Origin of the sequence: Paenibacillus sp. SAFN-054, assembly GCF_051966755.1 — a bacterium.
GTDB lineage: Bacteria > Bacillota > Bacilli > Paenibacillales > Paenibacillaceae > Paenibacillus_AQ.
On the sequence record NZ_JBQCKS010000001.1, the window covers coordinates 1,726,242 to 1,745,633 of the forward strand.

Annotated in this window: 17 protein-coding genes, 2 pseudogenes and 1 riboswitch; of the genes and pseudogenes, 8 read left to right on the forward strand and 11 right to left on the reverse strand. The window is 52.9% G+C overall.

Annotated elements, in window-relative coordinates; all coding sequences use genetic code 11:
* Window positions 1-215: 215 nt before the first annotated feature.
* The 4 genes from ACTHPM_RS07935 to leuC all read right to left on the reverse strand — a co-directional run bounded on the left by ACTHPM_RS07935 (window position 216) and on the right by leuC (window position 4,730).
* On the reverse strand, window positions 216-857 hold the full coding sequence (locus ACTHPM_RS07935; RefSeq protein ID WP_440394644.1) for a GerMN domain-containing protein: 642 nt from the start codon (window positions 855-857) through the stop codon (window positions 216-218).
* 30 nt (window positions 858-887) lie between these two features.
* Window positions 888-2,381, reverse strand: a complete 1,494-nt coding sequence (locus ACTHPM_RS07940; protein ID WP_440421491.1) for an N-acetylmuramoyl-L-alanine amidase — start codon at window positions 2,379-2,381, stop codon at window positions 888-890.
* Between the two features lie 310 nt (window positions 2,382-2,691).
* Window positions 2,692-3,294 (reverse strand): 3-isopropylmalate dehydratase small subunit, encoded by a 603-nt coding sequence (gene leuD / locus ACTHPM_RS07945; RefSeq protein ID WP_440394646.1) that lies wholly within the window; start codon window positions 3,292-3,294, stop codon window positions 2,692-2,694.
* Window positions 3,295-3,308: 14 nt separating this feature from the next.
* Window positions 3,309-4,730 carry a 3-isopropylmalate dehydratase large subunit gene (gene leuC / locus ACTHPM_RS07950; protein ID WP_440394647.1) on the reverse strand — a complete coding sequence of 474 codons (1,422 nt, stop codon included), beginning with the start codon at window positions 4,728-4,730 and terminating at the stop codon, window positions 3,309-3,311.
* Window positions 4,731-4,911: 181 nt separating this feature from the next.
* On the opposite strand from leuC, the gene ACTHPM_RS07955 reads away from it, so the two are divergent.
* Window positions 4,912-5,826, forward strand: a complete 915-nt coding sequence (locus ACTHPM_RS07955) for a LysR family transcriptional regulator (protein WP_440394648.1) — start codon at window positions 4,912-4,914, stop codon at window positions 5,824-5,826.
* Window positions 5,827-5,920: 94 nt separating this feature from the next.
* Here ACTHPM_RS07955 and ACTHPM_RS07960 read toward each other — a convergent pair whose 3' ends face one another.
* Window positions 5,921-6,736, reverse strand: coding sequence for a carbon-nitrogen family hydrolase (locus tag ACTHPM_RS07960; RefSeq protein ID WP_440394649.1), 816 nt, complete (start codon window positions 6,734-6,736; stop codon window positions 5,921-5,923).
* Window positions 6,737-6,921: 185 nt separating this feature from the next.
* Here ACTHPM_RS07960 and ACTHPM_RS07965 point away from each other — a divergent pair, with 185 nt between their 5' ends.
* From ACTHPM_RS07965 to mtnB, 7 genes are all read left to right on the forward strand, one after another.
* Entirely contained in the window at window positions 6,922-8,133 is a 1,212-nt protein-coding gene (locus ACTHPM_RS07965) for a pyridoxal phosphate-dependent aminotransferase (RefSeq protein WP_440394650.1), read from the forward strand.
* Window positions 8,134-8,502: 369 nt separating this feature from the next.
* Entirely contained in the window at window positions 8,503-9,606 is a 1,104-nt protein-coding gene (gene proB / locus ACTHPM_RS07970; RefSeq protein ID WP_440394651.1) for a glutamate 5-kinase, read from the forward strand.
* Between the two features lie 37 nt (window positions 9,607-9,643).
* Window positions 9,644-10,891 carry a glutamate-5-semialdehyde dehydrogenase gene (locus tag ACTHPM_RS07975; protein WP_440394652.1) on the forward strand — a complete coding sequence of 416 codons (1,248 nt, stop codon included), beginning with the start codon at window positions 9,644-9,646 and terminating at the stop codon, window positions 10,889-10,891.
* A gap of 46 nt (window positions 10,892-10,937) precedes the next feature.
* Window positions 10,938-11,798 (forward strand): pyrroline-5-carboxylate reductase, encoded by an 861-nt coding sequence (gene proC, locus ACTHPM_RS07980; protein ID WP_440394653.1) that lies wholly within the window; start codon window positions 10,938-10,940, stop codon window positions 11,796-11,798.
* Window positions 11,795-13,018, forward strand: a complete 1,224-nt coding sequence (locus ACTHPM_RS07985) for a 2,3-diketo-5-methylthiopentyl-1-phosphate enolase (protein WP_440394654.1) — start codon at window positions 11,795-11,797, stop codon at window positions 13,016-13,018. Before proC ends, ACTHPM_RS07985 begins: the two co-directional genes overlap by 4 nt.
* Entirely contained in the window at window positions 13,015-13,692 is a 678-nt protein-coding gene (locus ACTHPM_RS07990) for a 2-hydroxy-3-keto-5-methylthiopentenyl-1-phosphate phosphatase (protein ID WP_440394655.1), read from the forward strand. Before ACTHPM_RS07985 ends, ACTHPM_RS07990 begins: the two co-directional genes overlap by 4 nt.
* Window positions 13,693-13,695: 3 nt before the next feature.
* Entirely contained in the window at window positions 13,696-14,373 is a 678-nt protein-coding gene (mtnB, locus tag ACTHPM_RS07995; protein ID WP_440394656.1) for a methylthioribulose 1-phosphate dehydratase, read from the forward strand.
* 162 nt (window positions 14,374-14,535) lie between these two features.
* On the opposite strand, the gene ACTHPM_RS08000 is transcribed toward mtnB, so the two are convergent.
* The 6 genes and pseudogenes from ACTHPM_RS08000 to ACTHPM_RS08025 all read right to left on the reverse strand — a co-directional run bounded on the left by ACTHPM_RS08000 (window position 14,536) and on the right by ACTHPM_RS08025 (window position 19,328).
* Window positions 14,536-15,201 carry a cyclodeaminase/cyclohydrolase family protein gene (locus ACTHPM_RS08000; RefSeq protein ID WP_440395383.1) on the reverse strand — a complete coding sequence of 222 codons (666 nt, stop codon included), beginning with the start codon at window positions 15,199-15,201 and terminating at the stop codon, window positions 14,536-14,538.
* Window positions 15,175-16,023: pseudogene (locus ACTHPM_RS08005) on the reverse strand (bifunctional 5,10-methylenetetrahydrofolate dehydrogenase/5,10-methenyltetrahydrofolate cyclohydrolase); the annotation flags it as partial. The pseudogene ACTHPM_RS08005 and the gene ACTHPM_RS08000, both read right to left, overlap by 27 nt.
* A gap of 64 nt (window positions 16,024-16,087) precedes the next feature.
* A riboswitch (ZMP/ZTP riboswitch) is annotated at window positions 16,088-16,169 on the reverse strand.
* A 106-nt stretch (window positions 16,170-16,275) separates the two neighbouring features.
* Window positions 16,276-16,845 (reverse strand): GNAT family N-acetyltransferase, encoded by a 570-nt coding sequence (locus ACTHPM_RS08010; protein WP_440395384.1) that lies wholly within the window; start codon window positions 16,843-16,845, stop codon window positions 16,276-16,278.
* A 222-nt stretch (window positions 16,846-17,067) separates the two neighbouring features.
* Window positions 17,068-17,826 (reverse strand): annotated as a pseudogene (locus tag ACTHPM_RS08015) (phosphotransferase family protein); the annotation flags it as partial.
* Complete coding sequence (locus ACTHPM_RS08020; protein WP_440394657.1) at window positions 17,778-18,704, reverse strand: AraC family transcriptional regulator; 927 nt, start codon at window positions 18,702-18,704, stop codon at window positions 17,778-17,780. The pseudogene ACTHPM_RS08015 and the gene ACTHPM_RS08020, both read right to left, overlap by 49 nt.
* A gap of 147 nt (window positions 18,705-18,851) precedes the next feature.
* Window positions 18,852-19,328, reverse strand: a complete 477-nt coding sequence (locus ACTHPM_RS08025) for a hypothetical protein (RefSeq protein ID WP_440394658.1) — start codon at window positions 19,326-19,328, stop codon at window positions 18,852-18,854.
* Between the last annotated feature and the right edge of the window lie 64 nt (window positions 19,329-19,392).

A 19,392-nucleotide genomic window follows, 5' to 3' on the forward strand; every position in this document is an offset into this window, starting at 1 on the left:
TTTCGGCGTTGGCTTCCTTCGACATCACCAGACATTTATTAGACGCGCTTGTCTCTGAAAAGTTGCGAATATATTCCTCTTTATGCAAAACTTAATCTATGTCTTTAGGTAGACAAAGATAGGCGTATATGCATGCCTTGCTCTATCGTTTCTAGTGAAAAAGCCTGTTGGCGCAGTGTCATTCACCGTACCAACAGGCTTTTTCCTTGTTATAGCTACCTTTGAATCGGGTGCTCCAGATCCATGTGTCCCATCAGGCTTTCCTGCTGCTGGCCGTCCACAAGAAGCTCGATCGTCTGGACTTCCTTGAACTGGAACATCGTTTGTGTAAGCGAATCCAGCGCAAACTGTTCACCACCGGCTCCAAGACGCGCTTCATCCGGCATTAGAATATCAATCGTCATGGCCCCGTCTTTCACTGCCAGAGACTTCAGCTCCACTTTGCCCCATAACGGAACGAGTTCCGAGCTCCCACTGCTCTGCAGTGCCTTAAAGGCCTCCGCATACTTGTCGTTATCGTTCTTGAACTGGATTTCCTTCTCGCTCTTTTTCAATTCCATTTCCTGCGGATCCGTATAATAAACTTCGATGGTCTGCTTCCGGATAGCGGAATCCTCCGGCTTCTGATCCGGCTTGTCCGTTTGCGAAGCGTTGACGGGCTTACCCGCATCGTCGTTCTTCGGCTCTGTCTCGGAGCCGTTCGTCTCGTCAGGCTGCGCCGCGTTGACGGCGGCTGAATCATCCGGGCTCTGGGATGATTCCTGCGGAGCCGGCGCTGCTGCCGGCTTTTGGCCGCAGCCTGCTCCTATAACCATGATTAAGGCTAGTATCGCAGCGCTTAACAGCTTTCTGTTCACTTGACCGCCTCCTACTTCATACGAATATCTTTATTGGATTCCTAAATACTCTTTAATCCCGCTTACGATGCCTTGAGCAACGTTATTCTGCAAGCTTTCGGTGAAGAGAGCAGCCTCGTCCTTCGGATTGCTCAAGTAGCCGACCTCAAGCAGTACAGCTGGCATTTTGGTCTCGCGGATAACGTGGAAATTCCCGTATTTGACGCCGCGGTCAGATAATCCCGTCGCCTTGACAAGGTACTTATGCATGACACTTGCCAGCGATTTGCTTGCGCTGCGCTGATAGTAGGTTTCACTTCCGCTTGCCGAGGTAGAACCCGCGCTGTTGGCATGGATCGAAATAAATACGTCCGCGTTCAGGTCATTCGCAATCCGGGCTCTCTCTTCCAGCTTCAGAAACGTATCGTCGCTACGTGTGAGCACGAAATCGATATCCGGTTCATCCTCCAGAAGCTGACCTACCTTCTGAGCGACAGCCAGATTGAAATCCTTCTCTTTCTTCTTCGAATACCCGATCGTTCCCGGGTCCTGATCTCCATGACCCGCATCGATGACGACGACCTTCTTGCCGTTCCCTCCAACCGGATTCCCCGGTGTGCTATCGGTTTTGTTCAGGTCCACGATCACAAGACCCGATCCCGACGGATCGCTGTATACCGAGTAATCCTTCGGATAGCTCAAATCGATGACGACCCGAACGGTCGAAGGACTGCTGCTGAAGAGCGAATATCGAATGTTTCTGACATCCGGATAGCCGCTGACGTCCAGCTGTCCCTGATTGCCGGTGCCGGCTGCCGCGCCGCCGAGAAAATCGGAAGAGAGGGCTGCATTCGGCAGATCTACAACGATCCGGTTAGGCCCGGACATTTTAAATACTTTCGGAGTTAACGCTGCCCCTTGGGTAGCAATCATCAAACGGTTTTCACTAAAACTGATGCCGCTGATCAGGGCGTTTCCCGAAGCAGGCGGTATCGTTGGGGACGTGTCCGATATCTCGCCGGGTTCTGTCGTCGAGCTTCCCCCGGAAGGCCTTGTACCAGGCGAAGGATCCGGCACGGGCACGTCTCCGTTGCCTGCGCCCGTTCCGCCGCCGGATTTCGGAGGCTCCGATCCAGTCGTGGTCAGGTATACCGTTTGATTGGCCCCGTCCCAGCTTACATGGATTCCCATCTGTTCACTAACAAAACGAACGGGCACGACCACGATGCTGTTTTGCAGAAGCGGCGGATTGTCCAAAGTCATTTTCTTGCCATTGACGGTTGCGTTTTTCTGGTTTACCACCAGCTCGATGGATTTGCTTCCCTTGTTAATCAGAACCTTTTGCGAATTCTGCTCCCATTTCACGTTGAAGCCGAGGTTTTCGCCGATGACCCGAAACGGAACCATCGTGCTTCCGTTCACGTTCGTAACCTTCGTGTCCTTGGCCACCTTCAGCTCCGTGCCATCCAGAATAATTTGTACATTTCCGGCCGCTGACGCAGCCGCCGCCCGATCCTGCACGGACGCCATCATGACGATAAACATCAACAAAAACAGTAAAAATCCGGTTTTCTTCATTGTCCACCTCTGCCAAACTGAATTTTTCGCCGATTTCCAGGCAAGAAACAAATATATCTAAAAAAAATCATTATCATCGCAATATAGGCAATATTCGCCATCAAAGCCCTGTTTTCCTCCCGAATATACAAATTTATCAAAAAGATCGTTCGGATATCCTCATATTGCGCAGTAAAAAGCTATGTAGATTGATTCTGCTTTCGTATCAAATAAAAAAGACTTCTACCATTCCGCGGAGGAATAATAGAAGTCTTTCGAATTCAGGCCCCGATCCGAATCAAGCAAACAGATGCGATGCATGCTTTTGTTCATAAGCCGAAATTTCATCTTCATGCTGGAGCGTCAAGCCGATATCATCAAGTCCCTGCAGAAGGAATTGCCGACGGTGTTCGTCAAGGTCAAAGTCGATATGCAGTCCTTCACGATCCGTAATCGTCTTATTTTCCAGATCCACGTTCAGCTCATATCCCTCATGGGCAGCTGTACGCTGGAACAGATCCTCAACCTGCTCTTCGGAGAGCTTGATCGGCAGTATGCCGTTCTTGAAGCAGTTATTATAGAAAATATCCGCAAAAGACGGAGCAATAACGCATTTGAAGCCGTAATCCATAATCGCCCAAGGCGCATGCTCACGGGACGATCCGCAGCCGAAGTTGGCTCTCGAGATCAGAACCGAAGCGCCTTGATAGCGCGGCTGGTTCAAAGAAAAATCCTCGATGTTATTGCCCTGCTCGTCGAATCTCCATTCGAAGAACAGAAACTGACCAAAACCCGTTCGCTCAATCCGTTTCAAAAACTGCTTCGGGATGATCGCATCCGTATCCACGTTAACCCGGTCAACCGGGGCTACAAGGCCCGTTAATTTCGTAAAAGCTTCCATATCTGTTCTCCTCCTTAGCTAACCACTTCTGATTTAAAGTTCCAATCGCGAACATCCGTAAACCGGCCTTTGATTGCAGCGGCCGCAGCCATGGCTGGAGAAACGAGATGCGTCCGTCCGCCGCGTCCCTGGCGTCCTTCGAAGTTACGGTTAGAGGTCGAAGCACAGCGCTGTCCTGGCTGCAGAACGTCCGGGTTCATCGCCAAACACATGCTGCATCCGGCATCACGCCATTCAAATCCTGCTTCAACGAAGATTTGGTCGAGGCCTTCCGCTTCCGCCTGCAGTTTGACGCGCCCTGAACCCGGAACAACGATTGCGGTCACTTGATCCGAAACCTTGTAACCTTTCGCAACCTGTGCGGCAGCGCGCAAATCCTCGATCCGTCCGTTCGTGCAGGAACCGATAAAGACATAGTCCACGGCAATGTCACTCATAGGGGTTCCTGGAGTCAGACCCATATATTCGATGGCTTTTTCAGCAGCCTTACGTTCGTTTTCGGTCGGCAGCTCCGCAGGTACAGGCACTTTGGACGTAATATCCGTACCCATGCCCGGGCTTGTGCCCCAGGTTACTTGCGGAATCAGGGATTCTACGTCAAATTCCACAACCAGATCATATGTTGCGCCTTCGTCAGTCACGAGGGATTTCCACTCTTCCACGCGGCTGTCGAAATCGCTGCCTTCCGGCACATACTGGCGTCCACGGAGGTATTCAAAAGTTGTTTCGTCCGGGGCGATCATCCCTGCGCGGGCACCGCCTTCGATGGACATGTTGCATACGGTCATCCGTTCTTCCATCGTCAGCTCACGGATCGCTTCACCTGTGTATTCAATAACATATCCGGTTGCGAAATCCGTACCGTATTTGGCGATCACGCCGAGAATCATGTCTTTCGCTGTAATGCCGGCTTTGCGTTTGCCGACAAAGCGGACTTCCATCGTCTTGGCTTTAGCTTGCTGCAAGCATTGGGTAGCAAGTACATGCTCCACTTCGCTGGTTCCGATACCGAACGCAAGTGCGCCGAAAGCGCCATGCGTGGACGTATGGCTGTCTCCGCATACGATCGTTTTACCCGGATGCGTCAAACCAAGTTCCGGCCCCATAACGTGTACGACGCCCTGGTCAATGGTTTCGAGATCGAACAGCGTTACGCCGAAATCGCGGCAGTTCTGTGTCAACGTATCGATCTGCTGCTTGGAGATCGGGTCCTTAATATTGAAGCGGTCTTTCGTCGGTACGTTATGGTCCATGGTTGCAAAAGTCAGCTCTGGACGGCGAACCTTGCGGCCGCTGAGACGAAGTCCTTCAAACGCCTGCGGGGACGTGACTTCGTGAACGAGATGCAAATCGATGTAAAGGATGCTCGGCTTACCCGTTTCCTGATGAATAACATGATTATCCCAAATTTTTTCAAACATTGTTCTTTTACTCATCTTTTCACCTCATCTTGGGTTTTCGTCCTTGGAAGAGCACCGAAACGTTCGATGTCTCTTGAATGAGATAAATATAGCATTTCGTTCTTCATTGTTCCAAGATATAATATCTATAAAAGTAATAGGAAATAACTATGAGCAGACCACCCCTGCAATTTCATTAAGATTAGGATTGGTGAGTATGGAATTAAGACAATTGCAGTACGCCCTGCAGATCGCTGCGGAGCGGAATTTTTCCAGGGCTGCCGAAAAGCTGCATATCGCCCAGCCCTCCCTCAGCCAGCAGCTGTCCAAGCTCGAGAAGGAGCTCGGAGTCCTGCTGTTTCAGCGGAATACAAGCACTGTCGAGCTGACGCATGCCGGAGCGCAGTTTATGGACCAGGCACAGAAGATCATCGATGCCGTGGAGCTGCTCAGGCAGGAGATGTCGGATATTTCTCAGCTGCGGGGAGGCAAGGTCATGATCGGAAGTATGCCGATTACCGGCGCTCACCTGCTTCCCCATGTCCTTCCTTCCTTTAAAGGGAAGTATCCGGACATCGAGATCGCCCTGCTGGAAGACTCGTCGATGAATCTGGAAAAACTGACGGCCGGAGGCAAAACCGATTTAAGCCTGCTGTCGCTGCCGCTTCAGGAACCGTCGCTTACCTATGAAGTGATCGGAGAAGAAATCATTGATCTGGCCGTGCCGGCCGGTCATCCGCTGGCCGTAAGAGCCTCCAAGGGAAAGCCGGTCCCCGTCCGAATTGAGGAGTTAAGCGGAGAATCCTTTATCGTGCTGAAAAAGGGGCAGGGCTTCCGCAAAATTACCTTCGATCTGTGTCAAAAAGCAGGCTTCGAGCCGAAGGTCGTTTTCGAGAGCAATAACATGGAAACCATCCAATCGCTAGTGGCAACCGGCATGGGCATTACGCTGGTCCCGAGATTCATCTCCCGGTCCTCCAGAAGCGAATTCGTCCCTGTTTACCTGCCGCTTGCCGAGCCCGTTCCAAGCCGTACGTTAGTGATCGCCTATCGCAGGGGACGTTACTTGTCCAAAGCTGCGGAGGCATTCATCGAAACCTTCAAGGAAACGATGCTCGAATTAACAAAATAGAACATGGTCCAAAAGGCTCCTGAAAATTCAGGAGCCTTTTGAACGCAAACAACTTGATCGAAGCATTCATGAATGCTTCGGAAATGCTTTGGAATTATTTGTCCCTATACATCTCGGGACGCCGGTCTGTGAATACGGGAATCCGGCCCCGCACCTCATCCACAAGCCCGGGCGACACTAGACCTGTCACAATCTCCTCCGCTTCGCCGCCCTCTGCGACGATTTCACCCCACGGATCGATAATGAGCGAATGGCCGAAAAAGTCCGTACCTCGGCTGCTGCCGACACGATTACAGGCGATCACGTACATTTGGTTCTCGATCGCCCGCGCCGTCAAGAGCGTACGCCAATGATGCAGGCGTGGATGCGGCCATTCCGCAGGCACGATCAGCATCTTGGCACCGCTCAGGGCAAGACTTCGCGCAAGCTCCGGAAAACGGATATCGTAGCAGATCGAAGCCCCGGCCTTGATTCCGCCCAGATCGAGCAGGACCAGCTCGGAGCCGGCCGTCAAATGCTTTTCTTCGTCCATTAAACGGAACAAATGCAGCTTGGAATATTCTCCGATTTGCCCTCCGCTTGCATCGAACGCATACATCGTATTATAAACGCGTCCGCCCTTTCGGACGGCAACCGATCCTGCTATGAGCATGACCTGATGCTTCGCGGCAAACGCGGAGAGCCATGCACGGGATTCCTCGCCTTCCGGATCGGCGATTTCCTGAATTCGTTCGAGCGCATAACCCGTATTCCACATTTCGGGCAAAATAAGCAAGTCCGGCTTCGGACTCCCCTTCATCGCCTTTTCCATCAATGATTCCAAGTGCTCTTTGTTAGCCTCCGGGCTGCCGATTTCAATGTCGGCTTGAATCAGCGCTACCGTGAGCCTTTGATCCTGGTTGTTGTCCATGGTCCTCCCCCTTGCTCCCTCTGTCCATGCAGGGTGACGGGCCTGCTCGGCCCAGCATGTTGTATTCCATCATAAAGGCAGCGGGTGAATCGGGCAAGGGGGCTTATCCCCTCTATACAGCCCGGATAAATCATGATAGATTAATTCTAATCTATCAGAAGAAGCAATGGACCGGAGTGATGAATATGACGAAACCGACAGAACACCCGCTATATACATCGGCATTCCATATCGAACCCGCCGAAGTGATGACACAGCTCCCGACGCAGTTTTTTGCATCGCTTGTGCAGAAGGTGAACCGCGAAGTTGCCGCAGGCCACGATGTGATCAATTTGGGACAAGGAAACCCCGACACGCCAACCCCTCCCCACATCGTCAAAGCTCTGCAGGAAGCGGCGAACAATCCGCTCTACCATAAATATTCGCCCTTTACGGGATTCGGCTTTCTGAAGGAAGCCATTGCCAAGCGTTACAAGGAAGACTACGGCGTCCAGCTGGATCCTGAGACCGAGGTGGCCGTTTTGTTCGGCGGCAAAACCGGGCTCGTGCAGCTTCCGCAAATTTTGCTCAATCCCGGCGATCTTTGCCTCGTCCCGGATCCGGGTTATCCGGACTACTGGTCCGGGGTTGCCTTGGCCAGGGCGGAAATGTCCTTTATGCCGCTTCGCAAGGAGCATGCCTTCCTGCCGGACTACAGCAGCATTTCGGAGGCGGACCGCAGACGGGCTAAGCTGATGTTTTTGAATTATCCCAACAATCCGACCTCGGCCACCGCACCGTTATCGTTCTATGAGGACACCGTCAAATTCGCTGCAGAGCATCGCATCGTCGTAGCAAGCGATTTTGCTTATGGCGCGATCGGCTTCGACGGCGAGCGCCCGGTGAGCTTTCTGCAGGCCCCGGGTGCCAAAGAAGTTGGCATAGAATTCTATACTCTCTCCAAAACCTATAACATGGCGGGGTGGCGCGTCGGATTTGCACTTGGAAACCGTGAGGTTGTCTCCATGATCAACCAGCTGCAGGACCATATCTATGTCAGCCTGTTCGGCGGCATCCAAGCTGCGGCTGCGGAGGCGCTCACCGCCTCCCAGGACTGCGTTTCCGAGCTCGTGCAGCGCTACGAATCTCGGAGGAACGCATTATTTTCCGGTCTGTCCGAGATCGGCTGGCAGGCCGAAAAACCGGGCGGCTCCTTCTTCAGCTGGCTGCCCGTACCCAAAGGGCACTCATCCGCATCATTCGCTGATCTTCTCCTTCAGCAAGCCAAAGTTGCCGTTGCACCCGGCATCGGCTTCGGAGAACATGGCGAAGGCTATGTCCGGGTCGGACTGCTGACGAATGAAGAAAGGCTGCGGGAAGCGGCGAGACGGATCGGCGAGCTGAAACTTTTTAATTAATTATTTTGCAAAAGCCTTTCATTCCGTGGTATTCTATGTGAAATAATCCATACCAATTGCTTATCCATTTACACCATCAAACGTGACGACGGGACCAGTACGAGCGGCAAATCGGCGAATAGAGAGTAAATTCCACCGGCTGAAAGAATTTACCCGATCCCCTCCGAATCCTACCCCTGAACGGCCCGCATACACCTGCGGGACAGTGCCTTCTGTTACAAGGTCTAAAGCCGGATGACTCACGTCATCAATAAAGGTGGTACCGCGGAAGCCAAGCTTTCGTCCTTTAAATTAAAGGACGAGAGCTTTTTTATTGTATGGAATGGATTGACCTGAAGCCTAATCATATGAAAATGGAAGTGATGCATTATGTCGACGCGCGTCGTCGTCAAGATCGGAAGCAGCTCGCTGACCTCCGTCGAAGGAGGGCTCAACCGGGATGCGGTTGCCTTTTTCGCGAGAGAAATTGCTGCATTAAAGGCGGAAGGCTGCGAAATACTGCTTGTGACCTCCGGGGCGGTTGCCGCCGGATTCCGTGCTATCGGATACAGCTTTCGTCCCAAGCTGCTGCATGAAAAGCAGGCTGCTGCGGCGGTAGGTCAGGCGCTGCTCATGCAGGCCTATCAGGAGGCTTTCGCTTCCCATGGCATCACCACCGCGCAAATTCTGCTGACCCGGACGGATTTCGGAAACCGCAAGCGGATGAACAACGCGGGGATGACCATCGAAGAACTGCTGAAGCAGGGCGCGATTCCGATCATTAACGAGAATGATACCGTGTCGGTTGACGAGCTGAAATTCGGCGATAACGATACCCTGTCGGCTCTCGTGGCCAACCTGGTTAAAGCACAGCAGCTTGTCATTCTGACCGACACCGACGGTTTATACACCGCCGATCCGCGAAATCATCCGAATGCGGTACGTTTTGATCACGTGGAAGAAATCACCGAAGAAATCTATGCCATCGCTGGAGGCGCCGGCTCGTCGGTCGGAACGGGAGGCATGCGTTCCAAAATCGATGCCGCCAAAATCGCCATGCGCGGGGGCGTTCCGGTATTCGTAGGAAAGGCCGATTCGGCAGGCGATTTGCAGCTGGCCGTAGCCGGCAGCGGCAGAGGAACCTATTTTGATACCCTTCTCCATTCTCTGCCGATGAAGAAGCAGTGGCTCGGATTCATGTCGACTCCCGCCGGAACCCTGCAGGTTGATGCGGGAGCGGAACAGGCGCTGGTAAACGGCGGACACAGCCTGCTGCCTGTAGGCATCAAGCTTGTGGATGGGCACTTTCAGCCAGGAGACGTCGTTGAAGTGCTCAGCCTGGAGGGCGCCGTGCTTGGCCGCGGAATCGTGAATTATGACGATGGACAGCTGCGCCGCATTCAGGGCATGAGCAGTTCGGAAGTCATTCAGACACTCGAAACGGTCCATCGCCTTGAAGTGATTCACAGGGACGAATGGATTACATTAAAATAGATTTGAATTGGTGAGTGTACTTAAAGGAGGTTAAATGATGAGTGAGGTCAAAATAAAAGCCCAAAAGGCGCAGCGTGCCGCGGCTGTTCTGAACCGGCTTCAAACGGATCAAAAGAATGAGGCGCTCCAGTTGATGGCGGACGGCCTGAGAAAGCACACGGAAGAAATCATTGCCGCGAATGCAGAGGACCTGGAACGCGGCCGTGCTCAAGGGACATCTCCTTCCCTGCTGGACCGTCTGGCGCTGAATCCGCAGCGCATTGAGGCCATTGCCGAAGGATTGGAGCAGATTATTTCGCTGCCGGATCCGATCGGCGATTGCCTGGACAGCTTTGAGCGTCCGAACGGATTGCAAATCACGAAAATACGCGTTCCTCTGGGCGTGATCGGCATCATCTATGAAGCCCGTCCCAACGTTACCGTCGATGCCGCCGGACTTTGCCTGAAGGCTGGCAACGCGGTCGTGCTGCGAGGGGGCTCCTCGGCTCTTTCATCCAACCGCAAAATCGTGGAGGTTCTCCATTCGGCGCTTGCGCTCTCGAAGATTCCAGCGGATGCCATACAGCTCGTGGAAAGCGCCGACCGTTCTTCCGTCGATGAAATGCTCAAGCTGAACGGACTTCTCGATGTCATCATTCCGCGCGGCGGGCAGTCGCTGATCCGCAACGTCGTGGAGAATGCCACCGTTCCCGTCATCGAAACAGGGGCAGGCATCTGCCATACGTATGTGGACGAAACGGCGGACCCCGGCATGGCCGAAGCAATCGCAATCAATGCCAAGGTCCAGCGGCCTTCCGTTTGCAATTCGATGGAAACGTTGATTGTGAACAACCGGTTCGCTGAAAAGCATCTGGAACAGCTTGCCGATCAGCTGCGGATTGCCGGCGTGGAGATTCGCGGCTGCAATCAAACGCTCGCGATCCTCCCTTGGGCAACACCAGCGGAGGAGCAGGATTTCGCAACCGAGTATAACGATTATATTTTAAACGTCAAATTGGTCGATACTTTGGATGAAGCGTTAGATCATATCTCCCGCTTCAGCACGAAACATTCCGAGTGCATCGTCACGGAAAGCAAGGCAAATGCCGGGCGCTTCCTTCAGGAAGTCGATGCGGCCGCCGTCTATCATAATGCCTCGACCCGCTTTACCGACGGCTTTGAGTTCGGGTACGGCGCAGAAATCGGCATCAGCACGCAAAAGCTTCATGCACGCGGTCCGATGGGACTTCCTGCGCTGACGTCAACCAAGTATATCATTCATGGAAACGGACAAATTCGCGGGTAACTTTCGCTGAACGTCGAACGAAATACCTGCCGGGAGGATGACAATAATGAGTCAACAACAAGCGATGATTTCAGAATCCATTACCTTTTACGGCGCTGGAGCGATGGCGGAAGCGATCGTGAAGGGCCTGATCGGCAAATCCGTCGTTCAGGCATCCCATATCACGATGCTGAACCGCAGCAACACGCGGCGGTTGGAGGAACTCCATCAGCAGTATGGCGTAAGGGTAAGCAATCATGCCGAAGAAGTGCCAACCATTTTGCAGCATTCTCCGATTATCGTGCTTGCCGTCAAGCCCAAGGACGCGGCGGAAACACTTAGAAAGCTGGGACCGCTGCTGACGGAAGATACGCTGATCGTTTCGGTGATCGCCGGCCTGACCATCCGGACCATTCAAGACCTGCTCGGATGCAAACAGCCGGTTGCCAGAACAATGCCGAATACGTCCAGCTCCATCGGACTCGGTGCAACGGGCATTTCCTATTCCAAGGAGATTAACGATCGTCAGCGCCAAACCGTCATGACGTTGTTCGGGGCCGTTGGAACCGTGACCATCGTCGAAGAAGACAAGCTTGAAATCCTTACCGGTATTTCGGGAAGCGGTCCTGCCTACATCTATTACATGATGGAAGCCATGATGGCTGCCGGCATCCGCGGAGGTTTGACGCCGCAGCAATGCCGTGAGCTGACCGTACAGACCGTGCTTGGCGCGGCGCGGATGGTACAGCTGACCGGCGAGGAACCGTCGGCTCTCCGGGCCAAAGTGACATCGCCCAACGGCTCGACGCAGGCTGCCCTCGAAACGCTGGACAAGGGCGACTTCTTCGAAACGGTCATCGCTGCGGTCGTCCGCTGCGCGGAACGCTCGAAGGAAATGGGTGCCGCTTTGAAGGAGGGAATTTCATGAGCAGCTGCACAGCGACCTACCGTTTATATGACGATAAAGCGGACTTTCGCAAAAAAGCGGAGTCCATTGCTGTCGGCATGACGGTCGGCAGTTGGACCGAACTGCCGCAGGCGAAGCGCGAGTCCATGCAGAAGCATCTGGGACAAGTCCTGGAGGTTAACGTGCATGAACCGGAAGGCGTGCAGCCCGGTGAACGCTTCGCGGATGTGACCATCGCTTACCCTGATATCAATTTCAGCAAGGACATTCCAGCCCTGCTGGTTACCGTTTTCGGCAAAATTTCCATGGATGGCCGGATCAAGCTGACCCGACTCGGATTCTCTGAAAACTATCTTTCCGCCTTTTCGGGTCCTAAATACGGGATTACAGGCGTTCGCGATTTGCTGGGCGTACATGACCGTCCCCTGCTCATGAGCATTTTCAAGTCTGTCATCGGACTGAATTTGGATGAGCTTCGCGACCAGTTCACCAGGCAGGCGCTTGGAGGGGTCGATCTCATTAAGGATGATGAGATTCTGTTCGAGAACGAGCTTACTCCGATCGAAAAGCGCGTTGAAGCCTGCATGAAGGCAGCCGAGGCGGCGAGCCGCGAAACCGGCAAGAAGCTGCTCTACGCTGCCAATCTGACGGGACGCACATCCGAATTAAAGTCTCAGGCGCGAAAAGCCATTCAGGCAGGGGCCAATGCCCTACTCTTCAATGTGCTGTCCTATGGCTATGATGTACTGCATGAGCTGAGTTCCGATCCGGAGATCACGGTGCCGATTGCCGCGCATCCGGCGCTGGCAGGAGCCTATTATCCTTCCAGACATTACGGAATTTCCGCTTCCGTGCTTCTCGGCCAGCTGATGCGCCTGGCTGGTGCGGATTTGGTCCTGTTCCCGTCGCCTTACGGCTCGGTGACGATGCCGCGCGAAGAGAATATGGCCATCCGCGATGAACTGATCTCAAGCTCGCTGCCGTTCAAGACCAGCATGCCGGTGCCTTCCGCAGGCATTCATCCAGGACTGGTGCCGCTGATTATGCGTGACTTCGGCCAGGACGTCGTCGTCAATGCGGGCGGCGGGATCCACGGACACCCGATGGGAACGGAAGCCGGGGGACGCGCCTTCGTGCAGGCGATGGAAGCGGCGCGGCAGAACGTCCTCCTGGCTGACTACGCCGGGGCCGGGCATCCGGAGTTGAAGGCGGCGCTTGAGGCATGGGGGGGAGAACGATGACAGCAGGCAAAAAGCCCGTTATTTTCTGCGATTTCGATGGAACGATCACCCTCTCCGATAATATCGTCGCCATTATGAAGCATTTTAAGCCGGAAGGCTATGAGCCGATCATGAAGAGAACGGTGGACCAGGAAATTTCCCTGCGCCAAGGCGTCGGCGATATGTTCGCGCTTTTGTCTTCCAGCCGGAAGGACGAGATCGTTGAGTTCGTGCTGAGCCGGGCGGGCATCCGGGAAGGCTTCCGCGAGTTTCTCGAATACGTGAAGCAAGAAGGCATCGAATTCTATGTCACGAGCGGCGGCATGGACTTTTTCATTGATCCTCTCCTCGCTCCTTTCGATATTCCGGCGGATCATATTTTCTGCAACAGCGCCGACTTCAGCGGCGAGCGCATTGAAATTGTATGGCCGCATCCGTGCCAGGATCCGTGCCACAATGGCTGCGGGATGTGTAAAACGACCGTTATGCGCCGTTTTCCGGAGGATCGTTACGAGCGTATTCTGATCGGGGACAGCCTTACCGATTTTGAAGGAGCCAAGATCGCGGACATGGTCTATTCCCGTTCCATCCTGACTGATAAATGCGCCGAGCTGGGCGTCAAGCATGTGCCCTTCGGGGACTTTTTTGATATCATGGGCGATCTGAAGAAGAAACAACAACAAGGGGTGCTGTAACCTATGACGTTTGCAAGCATTAGCCTGGAGCATAAACAGCAGGTGCTGGACGAGCTCCGCGTAATCAAGCAGCAATTCGCCGCGAGGAACTGGTTTCCTGGAACCAGCGGCAATTTATCCATGCGCGTAGGCGATTTCGATCCCGAAAAGTTCTACTTCGCCATCACCGCGAGCGGCAAGGACAAATCGCTGAGTACGCCCGAGGACTTTCTGTTCGTGGACAAAAGCGGCCTGGCCGTCGAAACGACCAGCCTGAAGCCGAGCGCGGAAACCCTCATCCACTGCGAGATATACCGCCTGACTGGCTGCGGCGCCGTGTTTCACGTGCACACGATCTTTAACAATGTCATCAGCGAATGGTTCGGCGACCAAGGTGCGGTACCGGCGCAAGGCATCGAACTGATCAAAGCGTTTAACATCTGGGAGGAAAATGCCCCCGTCTCCATTCCCGTCCTGCCCAACTTTGCGCATATCCCCTCCATTGCAGAGCGTGTTCCGGACGTGCTTGACGAGCGTATTCCCGGCATTCTCCTGCGCGGTCATGGGATCTATGCCTGGGGCAAAAACGCATTTGAAGCGAAAAAGCATCTGGAAGCCTTTGAATTCATTTTCGAATATCTGTACCACAGCATGCTTTTGAAAAACAGCGCCTCCATGGCGCATGCCGACGGACGCCGTTAACCGTCTCATGAAGAAAAGCCCCTGCCGTATCCTCGGATACATCGGGGCTTTTTTCTTGCCTGTTCAACGGAAGGAGTTATTCGCCAACCCCTTTTACGGCTTGATGAATTATGTTTGTCAGTTCCCTGCAATAGGTTTCCGAATCTCTCGGGTCGTAAACGATCATACCAGTTTCGCTTTGATGTTCTGCAAGACCTGCAGCTTCATTTCACCGGAACGGCTCGAGAGCTCAGCTCCCGTCGCTGCAAAGGAACTCCGCACGCCTGCGTCTTTGATGCTGCCCAGATTGATCTCGACCGTAATCCATGCCGATTGAACGGCGGCATCCAGCATGATGAGGGCAATTCCAAGGTCGGATATCACGTTTTTATTGGCTTTCTCTGTCACCGAATTCAGCGCCGACATGATCTCCAGACTCCGTTTCATCAAATGGAGAGGAACCGAGGCGGCTTGAACGGCAGCCGTTTGCAGAGCCGATGAACGAAGCTGCTTTTCTTCATCAGTGTTCTTAGGCAGTCCGAGGGCAGCCATATATCCGCCAAACGACTCCATATCCTTCTTCAGAAAACCCTCCGCTTCCCCCATTACGGATTGCATCAGCTTGATGATGTCCTCCATTTCTTCCCGAACATGCTCGAATTTAGGACCACTTGTGATGCTTGCCACCATGGAACCCATGGATGCGCCTAATGCGGCGGATAATGCCGCGATGCTTCCTCCGCCAGGGGTAGGCGAGCTTGAAGCCGCGCTCCGCAAAAAGCCGCGAATGGTCTGATCGAATACCGGCGTATCATCCGTTTTCTCCGACTTCTCCTGCTGCAGCCGGATCGCCAGCATCAGGTTCTCGAACAACATAACGGTCGTCAGCGTTCCTACGCCGCCCGGCACCGGCGTTACGCCTTTGGCGAACTCTGCCGCCCCCGGCATGACGTCCCCGGTAATCCCGTTCTCTGTCTCGTTGATCCCCGCATCAATCACAACCAGCTCCGGATGCAGCATGTCGGAGGTGATCAATCCGGCATGACCTGCCGCCGTCATCACCATATCGGCACCCGCCAAATGCCCTGCTAAATTCTGTGTATGGGAATGGCAGACGGTCACCGTGGCGTTCTCGCGAAGCAGCAGCTGCATCAGCGGCCTGCCGACCGTTTCGCCCCGCCCCACCAACACGACATGCTTGCCTGTCAGCGTGAACCCGAAATGCCTCGCGATCCGGATGCAGGCCTGCGGCGTCGCCGGATAAATGCCCGGCGCTCCCGTCATGCAGGCAAGCTTGTTCGCGGACGAAATGCCGTCCACATCCTTGTCAGGCTTGATCGCATCCGAACATTTCTGCACGCGGATGTGCTTGGGTAAGGGAAGCTCGAGCATGATGCCGTGCACATCCGGGTCCTGATTTAATCGGTCGATTTCCTCCAGCAGCCGCTGCTCGGACACCTCTGGCCCGAACGTAATCAAATCGAATGCAATGCCCAGCTGAGAGGCCTTTTTTTGTTTCGCCTTCGCATAATATTCCGATGCTGGATCACCTTGCACCAGAAGCGTCGCCAGACATGGCTCCACGCCACGCTCCTTCAGGCGGTTTACCTCCGTTATGATCGATTCCGAGATCTCTTGCGCAAGTTCTTTGGTTTTTAACAGCATGCTCATTCCAGTCGCCTCCGATAAATGGTTATAAAAAAGAAAAAAGTATTCGGATGGCTGCTGCCACCAAATACTTTGCCCAGGCGTACGGCTGTTATGATCCCTGTGCTCCCTCGTGGTATCCCCACGTTACGCCAGTCACACACGGCTGAATACCAGACTATTGTAGCATATTTTTTTCGGGAGTACAGGCTGAATGCGGCAAAGGAGCATAGGTGCCTGCATGACAGCATCGCTCCATTCTTGTTGAATCCCGGTTCATGGCATGCGGTCTGTTTTCAATAGACTGTAGATTTCGAGATCCACGATTCCTTTTCCCGACCATGCAGCCGCCTGACGCAGGAGCCCTTCTTTCGTAAATCCGTTCTTCAAAAGGACCCTTTTGGAGGCTTCGTTCGGCGGCATCACCTCGGCCTGAATCCGGTTCACCTGAACGTCCGCCAATAAAAAGCGTGTAAGGCACCCTAGCGCCTCGGTGGCGATCCCTTTTCCATAATGCTGCTCCGCCAAAAAATATCCGACCGACAGCGAATTCACCTTTTGATTCCAATCGAACGCCTCCATGATCCCGAGCAGCCGGTCCGGCTCCTGCTTCGCAAATATTCCCCATTTGATTCGTGCCCTTTTCTGAAAATCTCGCTCGAAATGTCCGATCATGTTCTTGACCGTTTCCTTGTTATGCTTAGGAATGATGCCGCAGTATGTAAAGACGCGCTCATTGTCATAAATCTCGAACACTTCATTCAGATGTGCGGGTTCGATTTTCTTCAGCAGGAGACTTTCCGACTCCAGTATGGGAAATTGACCAAATGCCTTTTCGATGTCCATGCCCTTATCACTCCGGATTTCTGTGTATTTTGTAAAATCAGCTAACGCCAGCTTCTTTAAAAATCGATTCCTTCCCATGAGAGAAGCGACCTTGCTCGGGACTGCTGCTTCCCTCGGCACGCCACCCTTTCGGCTTAGGAGCACCCATCGGATAAGTGCCATCCCTTCAAAAAGCTCCAGTTCCTCGTGCACAACGGGTATTTCTGATCGATAGGCAGACAAAAACATCGAGGCGTGACGTTCGGACAATAAAATGTTCATCAGCACGAACGACCACGCCAAGTCAAATCTGCTGTCCCCCGCCTGCGCATTCGTCCAGTCAATGATCGTCAGCCGTCCGTTCTCCTCAACCACGTTACCGAGATGGTAATCACCATGAATGCAACGGTCCTGTCGCAGCTTCGTACGCCCTATTATCCTGGTTAGTGCATAGTGCAGGTCCGGATGCTGGTCGATCCCGGGGAAAAAATAATGAATACAATCGAATGCCGGAAGCTGTACAGCACTAATTTCGTCAATCGGCATAAGATGCACGCGTGTTAATAGCTTCGCCATATCAAAGATGCTTTCGGGTTTAACCGTTTGCAAAGCTTCCCCCTCGTAAGTCGTCAGCAGGACCGGGATATCAGTTTCGTTTCGCCCATAGCCGACAGGCTCCGGAACAGGAATTTGGTGCTGTGCCAGTACAGCAAGCCATTCGTATTGGAATAGCACATCCGGCTTTGCTTCTTTACTCCAGACTTTCAGGCAATACCGATTCTCCATCGCGTCAATCCTCACCACTTCAGCCTCAAAGCCCTCTTTCATGGCATGTACGCTCAGATTTGCCGGGGGAAGCGATAATAGTTCGTCCAATAGAGGCGTGGTCCGAATCCATGCCGTGCACCGGAGCGGATGTACAATCGCCCCACCCTTATCCTGATTCGTTTTGCTCATGTCGTCCCTTTTTTCTTTACCGGAACATAGAGATCCACTTTGCATTTGCCCTCCGGATCCTTCGCCGGGTCATTCAGGCAAAATTCAAGGGATGGACGATCATCCGCTTCATAGCCGCTGCTCGGCAGCCATAGGGCATAGACGTTCTGATAGGCGAGAACAAATCTCTCGACCGTATCATCGTAAGGATAGACGGCGTACAGGCCGCCGGTGATCGTCTTGACATGCGCTTCTTTCGAATGCTTTTCTTGTGCAAATTCATACTCCGCAGGCAGTGTGACGCAGGCGTCATAGCGGCAGGCCATTTCATCGGTGAGCCTAGCATCATCAAGCGATATCCCGATATACTGCTGATCCGGTGATATTCCATGCGCTTCCGACCAACGCCTCAGCTTGTCCCAAGCCTGGTAGGTATCCAGATAACTCCCCACATGGCGGACACATGCAACTTTGAAATCTTTTAACTCTTCCATCCGGATCAATTGTTCCCACACCCTCGTCAAAAGTGATTGCTTCTGCGATATATTGTAATCCGGCGTTGGTGCAGACTCCTCCGGTTTGTTGCTGGATAATGACGGAAAATTGCTGGAATGAAGGAAGCTTTTTCGGACCTCGCTTGGGGTTTGGCCGCAGTGCTTTTTGAACGCCGCATTAAAGGCCGATAACGACTCAAAACCGCATCGGCTCGAGATGTCCAGGATAGACAGCCGGCTTTCTCCTAAAAGCTTCACGGCATTCTGTACCCGGACCCGGTTGACGTAAGCGGCAGGCGTAATGCCTGCCACAGCGGTGAATATGCGGCTGAAGTGATATTTTGAAAAATTCGATATGTACGCCAGGTCGTCCAGCGTTAGCTTCCGGGTGCTGTTCTCCCGGATATACTTCATTACGGCGTGGATTCTCTCTCGATACTCTAAATTCATCATGCGGGTTAATCTCCATCTCTTCAAACATCGGTCTACCAAAATTATACATCCAAAACAGATCGGCGCGTGAGCCGATTTTTAGCCAACAGAGCATATAAAAAAAGCCTGCTGAAAGATTTCAACAGGCTTATACTGACAGCCTACCTATTCATTTAATAATCGGATGGAATCCAAAATATGAGCTTTCAGCTGCTCAGACTCGTCTTCTGTTAAGCTTGCCTTTTTATTAAAGGCACCCTCTAAACCGGTGTCCGGAACGAGAATCGTTACGGGCTCTTGTTTTTCCTTCTTATTCTCGCTTGAGGTGACCTCCTGCGTAAACAAGTTCTTTCTTTGTTCAGAAGAGGCGATCACGCTTTTCAGATAATGACCATCCGCATCGTAGTAGTCTTCAAGCACCGAGACCTTAATTGTCAGAATGTTATTGGATTTCTTCGTATCCGTGATTGAATTGACCCTTTTATATCCTTTTTGTGTATACAGTCCATCGTCATCAGGTGTGTCCGACATTTCTTCTATCGAAAAGGCTTCAATCGCAACGTTCGCTTCTTTCGAAGCACAGCCTGCCAACGGTAGCCATAGAATCATCATGAACAGAAGCCCTTTTATCCATTTTTGCATACGATTCACCGCCTTCATCCAAGAACTCTATAAAAACACAGAAACAGATCCATAGTTGGCACCC

Coding starts and splice junctions, on each gene's coding strand:
- ACTHPM_RS07940 (WP_440421491.1), bottom strand. CDS start 2,381: ATGTTTATCGTCATGATGGCGTCCGTGCAGGATCGGGCGGCGGCTGCG.
- leuD (WP_440394646.1), bottom strand. CDS start 3,294: ATGGAAGCTTTTACGAAATTAACGGGCCTTGTAGCCCCGGTTGACCGG.
- leuC (WP_440394647.1), bottom strand. CDS start 4,730: ATGAGTAAAAGAACAATGTTTGAAAAAATTTGGGATAATCATGTTATT.
- ACTHPM_RS07955 (WP_440394648.1), top strand. CDS start 4,912: ATGGAATTAAGACAATTGCAGTACGCCCTGCAGATCGCTGCGGAGCGG.
- ACTHPM_RS07960 (WP_440394649.1), bottom strand. CDS start 6,736: ATGGACAACAACCAGGATCAAAGGCTCACGGTAGCGCTGATTCAAGCC.
- ACTHPM_RS07965 (WP_440394650.1), top strand. CDS start 6,922: ATGACGAAACCGACAGAACACCCGCTATATACATCGGCATTCCATATC.
- proB (WP_440394651.1), top strand. CDS start 8,503: ATGTCGACGCGCGTCGTCGTCAAGATCGGAAGCAGCTCGCTGACCTCC.
- ACTHPM_RS07975 (WP_440394652.1), top strand. CDS start 9,644: ATGAGTGAGGTCAAAATAAAAGCCCAAAAGGCGCAGCGTGCCGCGGCT.
- proC (WP_440394653.1), top strand. CDS start 10,938: ATGAGTCAACAACAAGCGATGATTTCAGAATCCATTACCTTTTACGGC.
- ACTHPM_RS07985 (WP_440394654.1), top strand. CDS start 11,795: ATGAGCAGCTGCACAGCGACCTACCGTTTATATGACGATAAAGCGGAC.
- ACTHPM_RS07990 (WP_440394655.1), top strand. CDS start 13,015: ATGACAGCAGGCAAAAAGCCCGTTATTTTCTGCGATTTCGATGGAACG.
- mtnB (WP_440394656.1), top strand. CDS start 13,696: ATGACGTTTGCAAGCATTAGCCTGGAGCATAAACAGCAGGTGCTGGAC.
- ACTHPM_RS08010 (WP_440395384.1), bottom strand. CDS start 16,845: ATGGACATCGAAAAGGCATTTGGTCAATTTCCCATACTGGAGTCGGAA.
- ACTHPM_RS08020 (WP_440394657.1), bottom strand. CDS start 18,704: ATGAATTTAGAGTATCGAGAGAGAATCCACGCCGTAATGAAGTATATC.
- ACTHPM_RS08025 (WP_440394658.1), bottom strand. CDS start 19,328: ATGCAAAAATGGATAAAAGGGCTTCTGTTCATGATGATTCTATGGCTA.